Origin of the sequence: Duganella sp. LjRoot269, assembly GCF_964254095.1 — a bacterium.
GTDB lineage: Bacteria > Pseudomonadota > Gammaproteobacteria > Burkholderiales > Burkholderiaceae_D > Rugamonas > Rugamonas hordei.
Genome location: NZ_CAXUSL020000001.1, coordinates 6161675 through 6178336 on the forward strand (window position 1 = coordinate 6161675; position 16662 = coordinate 6178336).

The window sequence follows — 16662 nt, forward strand, 5'->3', positions numbered from 1 at the left end:
CATTTTATTTTGGACTACGATGTCAGCATCCATTACCATAAGCAACCATGAAGATCACCGCCGCCAACGCCGCCGCCCTGCAGGAGCAAGACTGTCCTGAAGGCGCCGCCAACGACTCCCCCGACTCGCCCTGCTACGGCAAGGCCGCCGGCCGCCCGCGCGCGGCCGACAAGGAAGCCCGCCGGCAGGCATTGCTGCACACGGCCGCCACGCTGTTCCTGGAAAAGGGCTACAGCAAGGTCAGTCTGGAGATGATCGCCCGCGAGGCGCACGTGGCGGTGCGCACGATCTACGTCAAGTTCGGCGGCAAGTCCGGTTTGCTGAACGCCGTCATCACCAACGGCCGCGAGCACTTCTTCGCAGGCATGGACAACATGGAAACCGACACCCGGCCGCTGCAGGACATCCTCAGCGACTTCTCGCTGCGCTTCCTCGAGCTGATCTCGATGCCGGCCTTCTGCAGCCTGCACCGCATGGTGGTGGCCGAGGCGCGCACCACGCCGGAGCTGGCCGAGACCTTCTTCAAGGCCGGCCCGCAGCGCACGCGCGAGGAGCTGGGCCGCTTCTTCGCCCGCCCCGACATCCGCGCCCAGTTGCGCAGCGACCTGCCGGTCGACACGCTGCCGATATTCCTGATCAACTGCATCATGGGCGACATCATCACGCGGCTGCTGTTCCCGACCGAGCAAACGCGGTCGAGCGAAGAGTTGCGGGCGCAGGCGAAGGAAGGGCTGGACCTGTTCCTGCGCGGCGTGCTTCGTTAGATGCTGTGCAAGTTTGCCATTTGCTCTATACTGGATTTTTCGAACACGGAGCGCACATGAGCAAAACGAATCGACTGGACTGGAGCAAGCAGATAACGCTGATGAACGAGCGCATCAAGAACTTTCAGGCCAACCCGGGCCAGGAACAGCTGGACGCGGTAATCCAGCAGCTGCAAGCCTACGCCGAAGCCGCGCGCAGTGGCGGCATCGAAATCCCCACCCTCTTCACCGTCAACTAAGCCCCGGGGTCAGTGCCGACATTTGGACACGAGCTGATCCGTAGTGCTGAAATATGAGACGATGGCGGTCTGCCAACTTGATGTCGGACTGCTATGAAACTGCTACGCTGGCTGTTGATCGTGATCGTGCTTGCCGGAGGCGGCGCCGCCGGTTATTACCGCTATAAAAATCCCGAAACACTCACGCTTGACGACCAGGCCCGCAACAGCGCGGGCGCGCGCGGCGCCTTCGTCGCGCTGAGCGGCGGCGTCACGCACTACGAAGCCGCCGGTCCCGCCAACGGCCGCGTCGCGCTGCTGGTGCACGGCTTCTCGGTGCCTTCCTACATCTGGGACCCGACCTTCAAGGCGCTCAACGAGGCGGGCTACCGCGTGATCCGCTACGACCTGTATGGGCGCGGCCTGTCCGACCGTCCCGACGCCGCCTACGACGGCACCTTCTACGACCAGCAGATCGACGACCTGCTCAAGGCGCTGCAAGTGAGCGGGCAGGTGGACCTGTTCGGCCTTTCGTTCGGCGGCTTCGTCACGGCGCACTACGCGTCCACGCATCCGCAGCGGATCCGCACGCTGACCCTGGTCGATCCATCGAACGCGCGGCCGACCATCCCGTGGCAGCTGCAAGTGCCGCTGCTCGGCCCCTATCTGTTCCAGGTCGCCGCCGTGCCGACCATGGCCGACAACCAGGCCACCGACTTCCTGCACCCGGAGCAGTTCCCCGGCTGGGCCGACCGCTATCGGCCGCAGATGGCGTTCCGCGGCTTCGGCCGCGCGCTGTACCGGTCGCGGATGCAGCTGGCGCAGGTCGATTTCGACGCCATGTACGCCACCATCGCCAAGGCAGGCCTGCCGGTGCAGCTAATCTGGGGCAAGCAGGATCCGACGATACCGGTGGCGCAATCGGCCCACATCCGGCGCGCGATTCCCGCCGCCGAATACGTCGAGATCGACCAGTCCGGCCACCTGCCGCAGATGGAACAGACGGCGATCTTCAACCAGCGCATGCTGGCCTTCCTCGCCGCGCATCCTTGAGGATCCGCTCCTACATCCCCTTGAAGCGATGCTGGAATCGCTGACTCACGGGCAGGCGGGATGCATGACCGCGCAGGCTTAGCCACAGCGCCCCGTCGGCATCCCGGTTCACCGCCTCGATGCGCTTGACCGCGACCAGATAGCCGCGATGTATCTGCCAGAACCCCGCCTCCTCCAGTTGCTCCGCCAACTCCTTGAGCGGCGTGCGGATGTGAGCTTCCATCTGGTCGCTGACCAGCCGGGTGTATTTGAACTCGGATTCAAAATAGATCACATCGTTCAGATCGATGAAGTGGATCGTGTTGCCAACGCTGGCCTGAAGCCAGGCCGGAGGCTTCTTCGGCGCCAGTTGCTGAACCAGGCGCGCCAGGTCAGGCGGCGGCGTTCCCAGCCGGGCACGCAAGCGCTCGATCGCCCGTGTCAGGCGCACCGGATCAATGGGCTTCAGCACATAGTCCACCGCGCCCTCGTCGAATGCGGCAAGCGCATGCTCCTGGTACGCCGTCACAAAAACCACATGCGTGCGCGAACCAAATGCGCGGGCCACTTCGAGGCCGCTCAATCCCGGCATACGAATGTCCAGGAAGGCGACATCGGGCTCCAGCTCGCGGGCCAGCCGCAACGCCTGCGCGCCGTCGGTGGCTACGCCTACCAATACCGCCTCTGGCCATAAGGAGGCCAGGGCGGCCCGCAATTCAGCGTGCAACAGCGGCTCGTCGTCAGCAATCAGGATGCGCGGGGAGACGATAGTCATGTTTTTAACTGGAACTGGTTAATGAAAACGGCAGTGTCAACTCCGCGGTGGTCCAACCATCCGCCCCCATGCTCAGGCGCAGATTGGCGGCGGGCCCATACAACGCGTCCAGGCGTTGCCTGACATTGCGCAGGCCCACGCCGCTTCCCAGCACGGCGTTGCCGACGCCTGCACCGTTGTCCCGAACCATAACCTGCACGCGGTCCTGGGTGCGCTGCGCGGACACCGCAACCGTCACCGGCCCCGCATGCGGCTCCACGCCGTGCTGGACGGCGTTTTCCACCAGAGGCATCAGCATCAGCGGCGGCAACGTCAAGCCTTGCACATCATTGTCGCAATGGACTTGAACACTCAGGCGCTCGCCATAGCGTATCGCCATCAATTCGAGGTAATGCCCAGCCAGTTCGCACTCGCGGCCCAGGGTGGACATAGGACTGCGCAGATCAGGCAAGACACTGCGCAGATAGGCGATCAGGTGGTCGAGCATCTCGACCGCCCGTTCCGGCTGATGACGTACCAGGTAGCGCGTATTGGCGAGCGTGTTGTACAGGAAGTGAGGCTCAATCTGCGCCTGCAGCGCCTTCAGGTCTGAAGCCAGGGCAGCCTGCGACAATTGGGCCAGGCGCAACGCGCGCGCATGATGTTGCGACATCCAGAGCGGCAGCAAAAGCAGCAGCATGATCAGCGCCGCTTCCGCCGCCATCACCTGGCGTTCGTTGAGGACATCGATTCCGATCTGCGACAGGCAAGCCGCGTAGATCCAGCCGGCCGACACCGCACTGACAGGCACAAACACCATCAGGCTGGCCCAAACTGCGCCCCATGTCCGTGTCGCCGGCCAGCTGCTTTGCATCAGCAGCAACAGCCCGGCAGTGCCTCCCAGCGGCACAAGCAAAGCCGCGAACAGGGCCAGCCAAGTGTAGGCCCGCAGCTGGAAAGCCAGGGCCGACGTCAATCCGACCAACACCACGCTCAGTCCCAGCTGGCGCGGCGAGCACCCGGCATGCTGCCGCACCGCCTGCGCGGCGCCGCCAGGGTCGGCGCCCATCCACGCACGCAGGCCGGTCATAGCGTGGGCTGCTCCGGCAGATGGGTGGGAGGCATCACATCCGCCGGCACGGCGCTGCTCACCACCTCAAAGGACAGCTCATCTATCCACACCTGGCCGCTGCCGGAATTGATCACGCCGAAGGCGATGCTGACGCCATCTTCCGGCACATCCAGCGTGACGCTGCGCAGCTGCCAATCGGCGTCGCCTTTGATGGGCTGATCGCTGCTGTTATAGAAGGCGGCGTTGGGACGCTGTTTTGCCTGTACCTGCATCCACAAGCCGGCCCAGTTACTCACACCACGGGTCTTGATTTTCGCGCGGAAGCGTACCCGTTGGCCGACATAGCGCTGGGCCGAGATGACCTGGGTCAGCGCTGCGAAACCCTTGCCGTCGCCCTGGGTATAGCGCAAGAACTTGGCCCCCCTGCCGCTGGCCGTTTCCACATTGTCTATGCCAGCCTGGTAAGAGCTGATGCGGTCACCCGACACAAACCATGGGGAGGGCAGCTTTCCGACCGATTCCGCCGCCACGACCCACAGGGAGGTCGCGGTCAGCACAGTGGCGATCACGTGCAGGGGTTTCATATGGCGTTCAACCTTACAGTACGGGTTCCGCTGCCAATGAACCATGTCCGGGGTACACGTCCACGGGAATCTCCGGACCGACCACCTCCAGTGAAAGCTGGTCTATCCAAACCTGTCCCTTGCCGGCATCGATAACGCCAAAACTCAATGCCGCCGCGTCTTCCGGGACATCCAGGGTCACACTGCGCAACTGCCAGTCGGTACTGCCGGCGATGGGCTTATCCTGGCTGTTATAAAACGCTGCGTTGCGGGGGCCCGGGCTGTCTATACGCATCCACAAACCAGCCCAGTTGCTGACGTCGCGGGTCTTGATCATCGCCTGGAAACGAACGCGCTTGCCCTGATAATTCTTGGCGGAGATCTGCTGCATCAGCGTGCCGAATGCGTTGGCATCACCGTCGACATAGCGTATGTACCGCGCGCCCTTGCCGCTGACCGTCACATTGCTGTCCTCGCCGATTTCATACGATTTTGGCTTCCCGCCGGTCAAGAACCAGTTGCCTGCCGTCGCCGCAGATGCCGCGATGCCGATGGACGCCAGCAGTATCACAATCAGGATTTTGCATTTCATATCAATTCTCCGTGGTCATGACGGATTGTCATGGCATCACTATGCATCCTGAAACGAGCGCCGGGGCAGGCTTGCGACAAACGCAGCCAGGCGCCGACGAACGCCACCCTTCGCGGATAAACGCAAACCGCATCCGACCTGGAAGTCTATTCCGCCGAATCGATCGCCTTGCGCGCCCACACCAGCATCTGCTCGGGATCGTCCAGCAGGAACTCGGGCGCCGTGTAGAATTTGCGGACCTGCACCGTGCCCTTCTTCGTCTCGTAGGAAAACGGCTGCGCGCCTTCGGCCTCGAACCCGGCGCGGGTGGCGTCGCCGACACGCAGGTAGAGCGTGCTGCCCATCACCCACGCGAACTGCTTGCCGTGATAACTGAACGCGCGTCCGCCGAAAAACACCGCATCCGTGACCGCGCCGCCCAGCGGCGCGAACTGCTCGCGCATCCAGCTCACAAACTCCTTGTTCGCCGCCACCTTATTTGCGCGCCTGCGCGACCAGCGCGACCAGCGCGTCCAGCACCTGCAAGGTCGCCTGGTCCAGCTTCTGGCGCGGGATGCCAGGATTGCTGGCGTCGACCATCGACGGATTGGTCGAGTAGCGGCCGCCGACGATCAAGGTCGGCGTACTCGTGACCTCATACGTGCCCGCCACGCGGCCGGCGTTTTTCAGCTTGGTGACGATCGAGAACGAGTTGTACACCGCCAGGAACTTGTCCTTGTCGATGCCGTTCTTCACCGCCCAATCGAGATTGTCCGCGTCGCTTTTCAGGCGGCGGCGCTCGACGTGCCAGGTGCTCAGTATCTTGGCGTGCAGCGACTCTTCCAGCTTCATCGCTTCCAGAGTCAGGAACAGGTGCGCCTCCGGATCGTTCTCGCCGGTCAGCGGCAGGTGGATGCGGCGGAAGACGATGTTGTCGCCCTGCTTCTTGACCCACTCCAGCATCGCCGGCTCCAGCGCGTAGCACGCCGGGCAGTGATACATGAAGAACTCGATCACCTCGACCTTCTTGCCCTGCGCCTGCACCGGCTGCGGCGTTTTCAAGGTGGTGTACTCGGCGCCGTTGCGCGGCGCGGTGGGCGATGCAAATGAGGCGCCGGCCAGCAAGGCGACAGCGGCGACTGCGAGTTTCAAGCGTAGCATGGATGTCCTTTATCAAAAATCGGCACTGCGAATATACCAGCTTCGCTATTGCTGCGGCGGACGCGCCTCCAGCCCGGCGATGTCCTTCATCAGCGCGATCAGGCGCCGCGCACCGAGGCCCAGCGGCTGGTCGTTGAGCCAAACCACGTCCACCCACAACTGCACCTGGTTGCTCATGTGCGAGAAGCCGATGCCCAGCAGTTCGCCCGAGTCCAGCATCGGCGCCGCCAGCCTGCGCGGCAGGTAGGCCCATCCGACGCCCGCCTGCACCAGCCGCAGCGTGGCCAGATGGCTGTCGGTGCGCCACAGCTTGCGCGAGATGAGCACCCGTTCGTCCTCCATCCGCGCGTCGCGGCTGACGATGGCGATCTGACGGATATCGACCAGGTCTTCCAGCCGGAACTGGCCGTTGCGCTCGCGCGCCTGCGGATGCCGCGGCGAGATCACCGCCACCAGCACCTCGCTGCCCAGCTCCTGGAAGCTTTCGCGCTGGTCGGTCTGCGGACGCTCGTAGATCAGCGCCAACTGCGCCGAGCCGTCGTGCAGCATGCGCAGCGCGTCGTTCTGCGGCGCCGACAGCACGTCCACCTCCAGCGACGGGAACTCCTGCGCCAGCCGCGCCAGCGGATCGCTCCACGGCGCCGACAACAGCTCGGGCGCGATGGCCAGCGTCAGCCGCCGCTCCAGCCCCTGGTGCAGCGACAGCGCATGCGCCTGCAGGCGGCGCAACTGGCCGGCCATCTGCCGCGCCTCGGCCTCCAATGCGCGCGCCGATGCGGTCGGCCTCACTTCGCGCGAGCTGCGCTCGAACAGCTGCAGGTCCAGCTCCGCCTCCAGGTTCGCAATCGCCATGCTGACGGCGGACGGCACCCGTCCCAGCGCCCGCGCCGCTGAGGAAAACGAGCCGTGATCTAGCACGGCAAGAAAGATGGTGATGTTATCGCTGGAGAAGGCCATGCCTCATGCTGTCAGAAAAACTGATAGCTGTCGACTTTTTCGATCAGAAATAGTCGATTACCATGGTTGCATCGTATTACGGAGGAAACATTATGCAAGGACTGAAACGCAAGGTCGTCTATATCTCATTGTTTGAACTGATCGCCATCGGTCTCACCAGCAGTGCGCTGGTGTTCCTGGCCGGGCACGACGCCGGACATGCCGGCATCGCCGCCGTGGCCTCGTCGCTGGTCGCGGTGGTGTGGAATTTCCTCTACAACGGCATGTTCGAAGCATGGGAAGCGCGCCAGGCCAAGCGTGGCCGCAGCTGGCTGCGCCGCGTCGCGCACGCGCTGGGTTTCGAGGGCGGCCTGGTGATCATCCTGGTGCCGCTGTTCGCGTGGTGGCTGGATGTCTCGCTGTGGGAAGCCTTTGTGCTGGACGTGGGGCTGGTGGTATTCTTTATGATTTATACCTTTCTCTTCAGCCTCGCTTTCGACCGCATCTTTGGTCTGCCCGCGTCGGCGCAAGCTTGAGATTCAACTTCCGGAGTCCACATGGTATTGAAACCGTACGCGTTCGCAGCACTGATGATGACGTTGAGCGTGGCGCATGCCGCCGAGCTTTCGCCGGTTGAGCAGAAGATTGTCGCCGAAGTGAAGGCGCATTCCGAGCAGGGCTTGCAGTTGCTGGAGCGCTCGGTGAATATCAACAGCGGCACCATGAACTACGAAGGCGTACGCGAAGTTGGAAAGCTGTTCCGCGAGCAGTTCGATCAATTGGGATTCGTCACGCGCTGGATCGACATGCCGCCGGCGCTGCAACGCGCCGGCCATCTGGTCGCCACGCGTGAAGGCAAGCAAGGCAAGCGCCTGCTGCTGATCGGCCACTTGGACACCGTGTTTGAAAAAGACAGCAAGGTACAACTGTGGAAGCGCGACGGCGCACGCGTGCGCGGCCAAGGCGTCAACGACATGAAAGGCGGCGACGTTATCATCGTCGAAGCCCTGCGCGCCTTGCAGCGCGTGGGCGCGCTGGATAATACCAATATCACGGTGATGTTCAGCGGCGACGAGGAAAGCGCCGGCCATCCGATCGAGATTTCTCGCGGCGACATGATCGCCGCCGCCAAACGCAGCGACATCGCCCTCGCCTTCGAGGCCACGGTGCGCGACAAGAACGGCAAGGACACCGGCACCATCGGCCGCCGCGCCTCGTCGTCGTGGGAACTGGAGGTCAAGGGCAAGCAAGGCCACTCCAGCGGCATCTTCACCGAAGGCGCCGGCTATGGCGCGGTGTACGAAGCGGCGCGGATACTGGACGGCTTCCGCCAGCAGGTGATCGAGCCTGACCTGACCTTCAGCCCCGGCCTGATCATGGGCGGCACCGACATCAGCGTCGACGCCACCGGCACCAACGGCCAGGCTTCCGGCAAGGGCAATGTGATCGCCAAGACGGCCACTGTGAAAGGAGACCTGCGCTATCTCAGCTACGAGCAGCGCGACCGCGCGCACGCCAAGATGAAAGCCATCGTCGCGCAGAACCTGCCGGGCACCAGCGCCAGCATTGTGTTCCACGAATCGTATCCGCCGATGTCGCCGACGCCGGGCAACCTGGCGGTATTGAAAACCTATTCGCAAGCCAGCAGCGACGCCGGCCTGGGCGAGATCCCCGCCCTGCCGCCGGGCCAGCGCGGCGCCGGCGACGTGCAGTTCGTGGCGCCGCTGGTCGACAGCCTCGACGGCCTGGGCGCCACCGGCAACGGCGCCCACTCGCCGGATGAAGACCTGGAAATCGCCTCCATCGAACGCGCCACCATCCGCACCGCGATCCTGCTCTACCGTCTGACGCGCTAAGTCATCAGCCGCGCAGCGCCACCATCGCCACGCCGGCCAACAGGCCGAGTGCGGCGATCAAGCCATAGGCGATCAGCGCCAGCATGGCTGCGCCCTTGCTGCCCTGCGGTTCGCCGCCGGCCGTGTGCGCGCGGGGCGCCAGGTACCAGGCGCCGATGCCGACCTGGATCACCATGCCGGCCGCGATCGACACGGCCAGCGGTATCGCGTTGCCCGACAAACGGTTCAGCAGCGTGCCGGCGCCCAGCACCATCAACAAGATCAAGCTGAAGATGCAGGCGTCGCGCCAGCTCAGCAGCGCGCGCCTGTACAGGAAGGCGGCGAACTTGACGATGCTGGTGTACAGCGCGATCGACAGCAGCAAGGGGATAAACGACAGTATGGAAGACATCTTGAAACCCCGGCTATAAAAAAACCGGGAACAAGTCCCGGTTTTGTGATGATACTACGCTTAGCGCTTGCGTGGTGGAGGCAGGTCGGTGCAGACGCCTTCGTACACTTCGGCGGCCATGCCGATCGACTCGCCCAAGGTCGGGTGCGGGTGGATCGTCTTGCCGATGTCGGTGCCGTCGCAACCCATCTCGATCGCCAGCGCGATCTCGCCGATCATGTCGCCGGCGTGCGTGCCGACGATGGTGCCGCCGATGATGCGATGCGTTTCAGCGTCGAACAGCAGCTTGGTGAAGCCTTCGGCGCGGCCATTGGCCACGGCGCGGCCGCTCGCTGCCCAAGGGAAGTGGCCCTTCTCGACCTTGATGCCCTTGGCTTTCGCTTCGTCCTCGGTGATGCCGGCCCATGCCACTTCCGGATCGGTGTAGGCCACCGATGGAATCACCTTCACGTCGAAGTGCGACTTCTGGCCCGCTGCGGCTTCCGCCGCCACGTGGCCTTCGTGCACCGCCTTGTGCGCCAGCATAGGCTGGCCCACCAGGTCGCCGATGGCGAAGATGTTCGGCACGTTGGTGCGCATCTGGCTGTCCACAGGGATGAAGCCGCGATCGGTCACCACGACGCCGGCCTTGTCGGCGGCGATCTTCTTGCCGTTCGGGCTGCGGCCCACTGCGACCAGCACCAGGTCGTAGACCTGCGGCGCAGGCGCGGTGGCGCCGGCTTCCGCCGCTTCGAAGGTGACTTTGATCCCTTCCGGCAGCGCTTCAACGCCGACGGTCTTGGTCTTGGTCATGATGTTGTCGAAGCGCTTCTCGTTGAACTTCTGCCAGACCTTGACCGCGTCGCGGTCGGCGCCTTGCATCAGGCCGTCCATCATTTCGACCACGTCGATGCGCGCGCCGAAGGTCGAGTACACGGTGGCCATTTCCAGGCCGATGATGCCGCCGCCGATGACCAGCATGCGTTTCGGGATCTGACGCAATTCCAGCGCGCCGGTCGAGTCGACGATGCGCGGATCTTCAGGCACGAACGGCAGCTTCACCACGGCCGAACCGGCAGCGATGATGGCCTGCTTGAACTGCACCACTTTCTTCGTGCCGTCGCCGGCGGTGACTTCGATGTGGTTCGCGCTCAGGAACTGGCCGACGCCGGTGACGACCTGCGTCTTGCGTGCCTTGGCCATGCCGGCCAGACCGCCGGTCATGTTCTTGATGACGCCTTCCTTGTACTTGCGTACCTGGTCGATGTCGATCGTCGGTTTGGCGAAGGTGACGCCGGTGTTGGACATGTGCGAGGTTTCGTCGATCACCGATGCCACGTGCAGCAGCGCTTTCGACGGGATGCAGCCCACGTTCAGGCACACGCCACCCAGCGTTTCGTAACGCTCGACGATCACGGTGTTCAGGCCCAGGTCCGCGGCGCGGAACGCGGCGGAGTAACCGCCAGGACCGCCGCCCAGCACCATCATGTCGCAGTCGATGTCGACCTTGCCGGCGTAGCTGCTGCCGGCTGGCGCGGCGATCGGTGCGGCCGGTGCCGGCGCAGGGGCCGGAGCCGGTGCGCCGGCAGCCGGTGCAGGGGCTGCGGCTGCCGGAGCGGCGGCCGCGCCGGCGGAAGCTTCCACCACCAGCATCAGCGAACCTTCCTTGACCTTGTCGCCGACCTTGACCTTGACTTCCTTGACCACGCCGGCGTGCGAGGACGGAACCTCCATGCTGGCCTTGTCCGATTCCACGGTGATCAGCGACTGATCGACCTTGATCGTGTCGCCAACCTTGACCATCACTTCGATCACTTCAACTTCTGCGAAGTCGCCGATGTTCGGCACTTTCACTTCTGTGCTCATAGTCGCTCCTTACAGCAGAATTTTGCGCATGTCGCCGAGCACTTCGCTCAGGTACACGGAGAAGCGAGCACCCATCGCGCCGTCGACCACGCGGTGGTCGTAGGACAGCGAGGTACCCATCATCAGGCGAGGCTGGAATGCCTTGCCGTCCCAGACCGGCTTGATCGAGGCCTTGGACAGGCCCAGGATCGCCACTTCCGGCGCGTTGACGATAGGCGTGAAGTGCGTGCCGCCGATGCCGCCCAGCGACGAGATGGTGAAGCTGGCGCCTTGCATGTCGGTCGGTTTCAGCTTGCCTTCGCGCGCCTGCAGCGACAGGTCGGTCATTTCCTTGGCGATCTGCGAGACCGATTTCTGGTCGGCGTTTTTGATCACCGGTACAACCAGGCCGTTCGGCGTGTCGGCGGCGAAGCCGATGTTGTAGTACTGCTTGAGGATCAGGTTTTCACCCTTCTCATCCAGCGACGCGTTAAACGACGGGAATTTCTTCAGCGCGGCGACCGATGCCTTGATGACGAAGGCCAGCATGGTCAGCTTGGCTGCGTCCTTGTTCTTGGCATTGGCGTTGTTGGTCTCGACGCGGAACGCTTCCAGGTCGGTGATGTCGGCATCGTCGAACTGCGTGACGTGCGGAATCTGGACCCAGTTGCGGTGCAGGTTGGGACCGGAGATTTTCTTGATGCGCGACAGCGGCAGCAGTTCGGTCGGACCGAATTTGCTGAAGTCCAGCGACGGCCATGGCAGTACGCTGAAGTTGCCGCCGCCACCAACGCCCGAACCCGCGGCTGCGCCGGCAGGCGCCGATGTGGTGCCGGCCATCACGCCCTTGACGTAGTTCTGCACGTCCAGCTGGGTGATGCGGCCTTTAGGACCGGAACCTGGCACTTTGCCCAGGTCCACGCCCAGTTCGCGGGCGAACTTGCGGATCGACGGCGATGCGTGCGCCAGCTTGCCGGTTTGGACCGAGCCTTGCGATGCGCTTGGCGCAGCGGCGGCAGTGGCTGGTGCCGGCGATGGAGCGGCTGCGGCCGGGGCGGCTGCAGCTGCTGGCGCGGCGGCTGCGGCAGGGGCAGCTGCAGATGCGGCAGCGCCGCCCGTAGCTTCCACCACCAGCACGACCGTGCCCATGGCAACCTTGTCGCCAACCTTGATCTTCACTTCCTTCACCACACCAGCGTGCGACGAAGGGATTTCCATGCTGGCCTTGTCCGATTCAACGGTCAGCAGCGACTGGTCGACCTTGATCGTGTCGCCAACCTTGACCATCACTTCGATGACTTCCACTTCCTTGAAGTCGCCGATGTCCGGCACCTTGACTTCGACCGGGCCGGACGAAGCGGCGGCAGCCGGCGCGGGCGCTGGGGCAGCGGCAGGCGCCGGTGCGGGAGCCGCGGCGGCCGGTGCGGCGGCGGCAGGAGCAGCGGCCGCGCCGGCGCCATCAGCCTCCAGCAACAGCAGCAGCGAACCTTCGGCCACCTTGTCGCCGACCTTGACCTTGATTTCCTTGACCACACCAGCGGCGGACGAAGGAATCTCCATGCTGGCCTTATCCGATTCAACGGTAATCAGCGACTGGTCCACCTTGATGGTGTCGCCGACCTTGATCATCAACTCGATGATTTCAACTTCCTTGAAATCACCGATATCCGGGACTTTAACTTCCACAATGCTCATAGCGTTTGCTCCGTTTCTTTTTTCTTAGCGGATTATTGGGTCACCGGATTTGGTTTGTCGGCATTGAGGCCGTACTTGACGACTGCCTGTTCAACCACCTTGGCGTCGATCTTGCCTTCTTCCGCCAGCGATTTCAGCGCGGCGACCGTGATGTAGTAACGGTTCACTTCGAAGAACTCGCGCAGTGCGGCACGGGTATCCGAACGGCCGAAACCATCGGTGCCCAGCACGCGGTAGGTGCGGTCTTTCGGAATGAAGGCGCGGATCTGTTCAGCAAACGCACGCATGTAGTCGGTCGTCGCAACGATAGGGCCGGAGGTATCCTTCATCAGCTGCGCCACGTAAGGCACGCGTTGCGGCTTGGTCGGATTGACCAGGTTCCAGCGCTCGGCGTCCTGGCCTTCGCGCGCCACCAGCGTCAGCGACGGAGCGGACCACACGTCGGCGGCGATGTTCCAGTCGTTCTGCAGCAGTTCGGCGGCGAAGATCGATTCGCGCAGGATGGTGCCGGAGCCGATCAGCTGCACGCGCTGCTTGGCTTTCTTGTCGCCTTCCTGCAGCAGGTACATACCCTTCAGGATGCCCTCTTCCTGGCCCGGCTTGATGCCTGGGTGCGGGTAGTTCTCGTTCATGATGGTGATGTAGTAGAACACGTCTTCCTGATCTTCCACCATGCGGCGCATACCGTCCTGGATGATCACTGCCACTTCATGGCCGAAGGTCGGATCGTAAGGCATGCAGTTCGGTACAGCCGCTGCGAACAGGTGGCTATGGCCGTCTTCGTGCTGCAGGCCTTCGCCGTTCAGCGTGGTGCGGCCGGCGGTGCCGCCCATCAGGAAGCCGCGGGCGCGCATGTCGGCGGCGGCCCAGACCAGGTCGCCGATACGCTGCATGCCGAACATCGAGTAGTACGTGTAGAACGGGATCATCACGCGGTTGTTGGTCGAGTACGAAGTCGCCGCTGCGATCCACGAGCTCATGCCGCCGGCTTCGTTGATACCCTCTTGCAGGATCTGGCCGGCCTTGTCTTCGCGGTAGTACATCACCTGGTCTTTATCGACCGGCTCGTACAACTGGCCTTGCTGGTTGAAGATGCCGACCTGGCGGAACAGGCCTTCCATACCGAAGGTGCGCGACTCGTCGACCAGCACCGGCACGATACGCGGACCGACGCTAGGGTCTTTCAGCAGCGTGGTCAGGATACGCACGTAGGTCTGGGTGCTCGACACTTCACGGCCTTCGGCGGTCGGGTCCAGCACGTTCTGGAACGCGGTCAGCGGTGGTACGGTCAGCTTCTCGTCGGCCTTCATGCGGCGGGCCGGCAGGTAGCCGCCCAGCGCGGCGCGGCGCTCGTGCAGGTACTTGATTTCCGGCGCGTCGTCGGCAGGCTTGTAGAACGGGATGTCTGCCAGCTGGTCGTCCGGGATAGGGATCGAGTAGCGGTCGCGCATTTCACGGATCGCTTCGTCGGTCAGTTTCTTGGTGTTGTGCGCGGTGTTGCGTGCTTCGCCGTGCTTGCCCATGCCGAAGCCCTTGATGGTCTTCACCAGCAGCACGGTCGGTTGGCCTTTGTGTTCCTGCGCGACCTTGAAGGCGGCGTAGATCTTGTGCGGATCGTGGCCGCCGCGGGTCAGGCGCCAGATGTCGTCGTCGGTCATGTTGGCGACCATTTCCAGCAGCTTCGGATGCTTGCCGAAGAAGTGCTTGCGCACGTAGGCGCCGTCCTTGGCCTTGTAGTTCTGGTATTCGCCGTCGATGGTGTCCATCATCACCTTGCGCAGGATGCCGTCCTTGTCCTGCTTCAGCAGGGCGTCCCAGCCCGGGCCCCAGATGACCTTGACGACGTTCCAGCCGGCGCCGCGGAAGTCCGCTTCCAGCTCTTGAATGATCTTGCCGTTGCCGCGCACAGGGCCGTCCAGGCGCTGCAGGTTGCAGTTGACGACGATGACCAGGTTGTCCAGCTTTTCACGCGCGGCCATGCCGATCGCGCCCAGCGATTCCGGTTCGTCCATCTCGCCGTCGCCGCAGAATGCCCAGACCTTGCGGTCGGTGGTGTCGGCGATCGAGCGCGCGTGCAGGTACTTCAGGAAGCGGGCCTGGTAGATCGCCATCAGCGGGCCCAGGCCCATCGACACGGTCGGGAACTGCCAGAAGTTCGGCATCAGTTTCGGGTGCGGATACGAGGACAGGCCCTTGCCGCCGACTTCGCGACGGAAATGGGTCAGCTGCTCTTCGCTCAAACGGCCTTCCAGGAACGCGCGGGCGTAGACGCCTGGCGACGAGTGGCCCTGGATGTACAGCAGGTCGCCGCCATGGCTGTCGCTAGGCGCTTTCCAGAAGTGGTTGAAGCCGATGCCCAGCATGTTGGCCAGCGAGGCGAACGAGGACAGGTGGCCACCGAGGTCGCCGTCGACGCGGTTGGCCTTGACGACCATCGCCATGGCGTTCCAGCGCATCCACGAGCGCAGCTTCTCTTCGTATTCCAGGTTGCCGGGGCAGTGGGTTTCGAGGTGGGCGGGAATGGTGTTGACGTAGGCGGTATTGGCGGAGAACGGGATATCCGAGCCGCTTTGGCGGGCCAGGTCGATCAGGCGCTCCATCAGGTAGTGAGCACGTTCAGGGCCCTCTTGTTCCAGCACTGCAGCCAGTGCGTCCAACCATTCTTTGGTTTCCTGCGAATCAGGGTCGGTGTTTGCCGTAACCTGGTCAAGTTGAGCTGACATGTATTAAGTCTCCTGAGTTTGAGTGCTGACGTAACGCTGATTATTTACCAATACTTCAATGCCGTGTGCGATTCTAACAGCAGTTTTCTTATTTTTCAAATTACGATACGCCATTTCGTATTATGAAATTTACCTATGAGAATCTTGTGCGGCGCAACATCACTAAACCGTGGGAAACGAGGCGCAGCGCGCGCTGCGGCTTTATAATCCTGCTTTCCTCTCCAACCTGGTTAAATCATGCCTGCACAACTGATCGACGGAATCGCCCTCTCCCAAAAACTGCGCACGGAAATTGCTGCACGTGCTGCCGCCCTCACCGCCCAAGGCAAGCAGCCCGGCCTGGCCGTGATCATCGTCGGCGACGACCCGGCCAGCCATGTGTACGTGCGCAACAAGGTCAAGGCCTGCGAGGACGCCGGTTTCTATTCGTTGAAGGAACAATACCCTGCGGACATGACCGAGGCCGCCCTGTTGGAGCGCATCGCCGCGCTGAACGCCGATCCGGCCATCCACGGCATCCTGGTGCAAATGCCGCTGCCCAAGCATATCGACCCGCACAAGGTCATCGAAGCCATCTCCACCAAGAAGGACGTGGACGGCTATTCGGTGCTGAGCGCCGGCGAGCTGATGGCCGGCCTGGACGGCTTCCGCCCGTGCACGCCGTACGGCTGCATGAAGCTGATCGAAAGCACCGGCGTCAGCCTGCGCGGCAAGCACGCGGTCGTCATCGGCCGCAGCAACACCGTCGGCAAGCCGATGGCGCTGCTGCTCTTGCAAGCCAACGCCACCGTCACCATCTGCCACAGTGCGACGCCGGACCTGGGCCTGTACACCCGCCAGGCCGACGTCGTTGTGGCCGCAACCGGCCGCCGCAACACGCTGACCGCTGATATGGTGAAGCCGGGCGCGATCGTCATCGACGTCGGCATCAACCGCGACGAGGCGGGCAAGCTGTGCGGCGACGTGGATTTCGCCGGCATCAAGGAAGTGGCTTCGCACATCACGCCGGTGCCGGGTGGCGTGGGTCCGATGACCATCACCATGCTGCTGATGAACACCGTCGAAGCGGCCGAGCGCACTTAAATAAACCGTATCGTACCTA

At 63.3% G+C, this 16662-nt stretch carries 17 protein-coding genes; 6 read left to right on the forward strand and 11 right to left on the reverse strand.

Annotation, left to right across the window (positions count from 1 at the left end; genetic code table 11):
- Window positions 1-47 precede the first annotated feature (47 nt).
- The 3 genes from ACSQ3S_RS27600 (at window position 48) to ACSQ3S_RS27610 (ending at window position 2035) form a co-directional block, all read left to right on the forward strand.
- Window positions 48-764, forward strand: coding sequence for a TetR/AcrR family transcriptional regulator (locus tag ACSQ3S_RS27600; protein ID WP_436144365.1), 717 nt, complete (start codon window positions 48-50; stop codon window positions 762-764).
- A 56-nt stretch (window positions 765-820) separates the two neighbouring features.
- Entirely contained in the window at window positions 821-1003 is a 183-nt protein-coding gene (locus tag ACSQ3S_RS27605) for a hypothetical protein (protein WP_176652162.1), read from the forward strand.
- A gap of 93 nt (window positions 1004-1096) precedes the next feature.
- Complete coding sequence (locus ACSQ3S_RS27610) at window positions 1097-2035, forward strand: alpha/beta fold hydrolase (protein WP_436144366.1); 939 nt, start codon at window positions 1097-1099, stop codon at window positions 2033-2035.
- 10 nt (window positions 2036-2045) lie between these two features.
- Here ACSQ3S_RS27610 and ACSQ3S_RS27615 read toward each other — a convergent pair whose 3' ends face one another.
- From ACSQ3S_RS27615 to ACSQ3S_RS27645, 7 genes are all read right to left on the reverse strand, one after another.
- Complete coding sequence (locus ACSQ3S_RS27615; RefSeq protein WP_176652812.1) at window positions 2046-2789, reverse strand: LytR/AlgR family response regulator transcription factor; 744 nt, start codon at window positions 2787-2789, stop codon at window positions 2046-2048.
- 4 nt (window positions 2790-2793) lie between these two features.
- Window positions 2794-3858, reverse strand: coding sequence for a sensor histidine kinase (locus tag ACSQ3S_RS27620; protein ID WP_436144367.1), 1065 nt, complete (start codon window positions 3856-3858; stop codon window positions 2794-2796).
- A complete protein-coding gene (locus ACSQ3S_RS27625) occupies window positions 3855-4424 on the reverse strand; it encodes a transcriptional regulator (RefSeq protein WP_176652810.1) in 570 nt (189 codons plus the stop codon). Before ACSQ3S_RS27625 ends, ACSQ3S_RS27620 begins: the two co-directional genes overlap by 4 nt.
- 13 nt (window positions 4425-4437) lie before the next feature.
- Window positions 4438-4995, reverse strand: a complete 558-nt coding sequence (locus tag ACSQ3S_RS27630) for a transcriptional regulator (RefSeq protein WP_436144368.1) — start codon at window positions 4993-4995, stop codon at window positions 4438-4440.
- A 146-nt stretch (window positions 4996-5141) separates the two neighbouring features.
- On the reverse strand, window positions 5142-5438 hold the full coding sequence (locus ACSQ3S_RS27635; RefSeq protein WP_436145084.1) for a TfoX/Sxy family protein: 297 nt from the start codon (window positions 5436-5438) through the stop codon (window positions 5142-5144).
- A gap of 31 nt (window positions 5439-5469) precedes the next feature.
- Window positions 5470-6135: a thiol:disulfide interchange protein DsbA/DsbL gene (locus ACSQ3S_RS27640; RefSeq protein WP_436144369.1), complete on the reverse strand. Its 666-nt coding sequence runs from the start codon at window positions 6133-6135 to the stop codon at window positions 5470-5472.
- 45 nt (window positions 6136-6180) lie between these two features.
- Complete coding sequence (locus ACSQ3S_RS27645; RefSeq protein ID WP_436144370.1) at window positions 6181-7092, reverse strand: LysR family transcriptional regulator; 912 nt, start codon at window positions 7090-7092, stop codon at window positions 6181-6183.
- 92 nt (window positions 7093-7184) lie between these two features.
- On the opposite strand from ACSQ3S_RS27645, the gene ACSQ3S_RS27650 reads away from it, so the two are divergent.
- Both ACSQ3S_RS27650 and ACSQ3S_RS27655 read left to right on the forward strand, forming a co-directional pair.
- Window positions 7185-7607, forward strand: coding sequence for a PACE efflux transporter (locus tag ACSQ3S_RS27650; RefSeq protein ID WP_436144371.1), 423 nt, complete (start codon window positions 7185-7187; stop codon window positions 7605-7607).
- A 21-nt stretch (window positions 7608-7628) separates the two neighbouring features.
- On the forward strand, window positions 7629-8927 hold the full coding sequence (locus tag ACSQ3S_RS27655; protein WP_436144372.1) for a M20/M25/M40 family metallo-hydrolase: 1299 nt from the start codon (window positions 7629-7631) through the stop codon (window positions 8925-8927).
- 4 nt (window positions 8928-8931) lie between these two features.
- On the opposite strand, the gene ACSQ3S_RS27660 is transcribed toward ACSQ3S_RS27655, so the two are convergent.
- Genes ACSQ3S_RS27660 through aceE form a run of 4 tightly spaced genes read right to left on the reverse strand, consistent with a single transcriptional unit; the run spans window position 8932 to window position 15560 of the window.
- Window positions 8932-9318: a hypothetical protein gene (locus ACSQ3S_RS27660; RefSeq protein ID WP_436144373.1), complete on the reverse strand. Its 387-nt coding sequence runs from the start codon at window positions 9316-9318 to the stop codon at window positions 8932-8934.
- Between the two features lie 60 nt (window positions 9319-9378).
- Complete coding sequence (lpdA, locus tag ACSQ3S_RS27665) at window positions 9379-11163, reverse strand: dihydrolipoyl dehydrogenase (protein WP_436144374.1); 1785 nt, start codon at window positions 11161-11163, stop codon at window positions 9379-9381.
- Between the two features lie 9 nt (window positions 11164-11172).
- A complete protein-coding gene (gene aceF, locus ACSQ3S_RS27670) occupies window positions 11173-12837 on the reverse strand; it encodes a dihydrolipoyllysine-residue acetyltransferase (protein WP_436144375.1) in 1665 nt (554 codons plus the stop codon).
- A 32-nt stretch (window positions 12838-12869) separates the two neighbouring features.
- On the reverse strand, window positions 12870-15560 hold the full coding sequence (aceE, locus tag ACSQ3S_RS27675) for a pyruvate dehydrogenase (acetyl-transferring), homodimeric type (protein ID WP_436144376.1): 2691 nt from the start codon (window positions 15558-15560) through the stop codon (window positions 12870-12872).
- Between the two features lie 237 nt (window positions 15561-15797).
- On the opposite strand from aceE, the gene folD reads away from it, so the two are divergent.
- Window positions 15798-16643, forward strand: coding sequence for a bifunctional methylenetetrahydrofolate dehydrogenase/methenyltetrahydrofolate cyclohydrolase FolD (gene folD, locus ACSQ3S_RS27680; RefSeq protein WP_436144377.1), 846 nt, complete (start codon window positions 15798-15800; stop codon window positions 16641-16643).
- Window positions 16644-16662 lie beyond the last annotated feature (19 nt).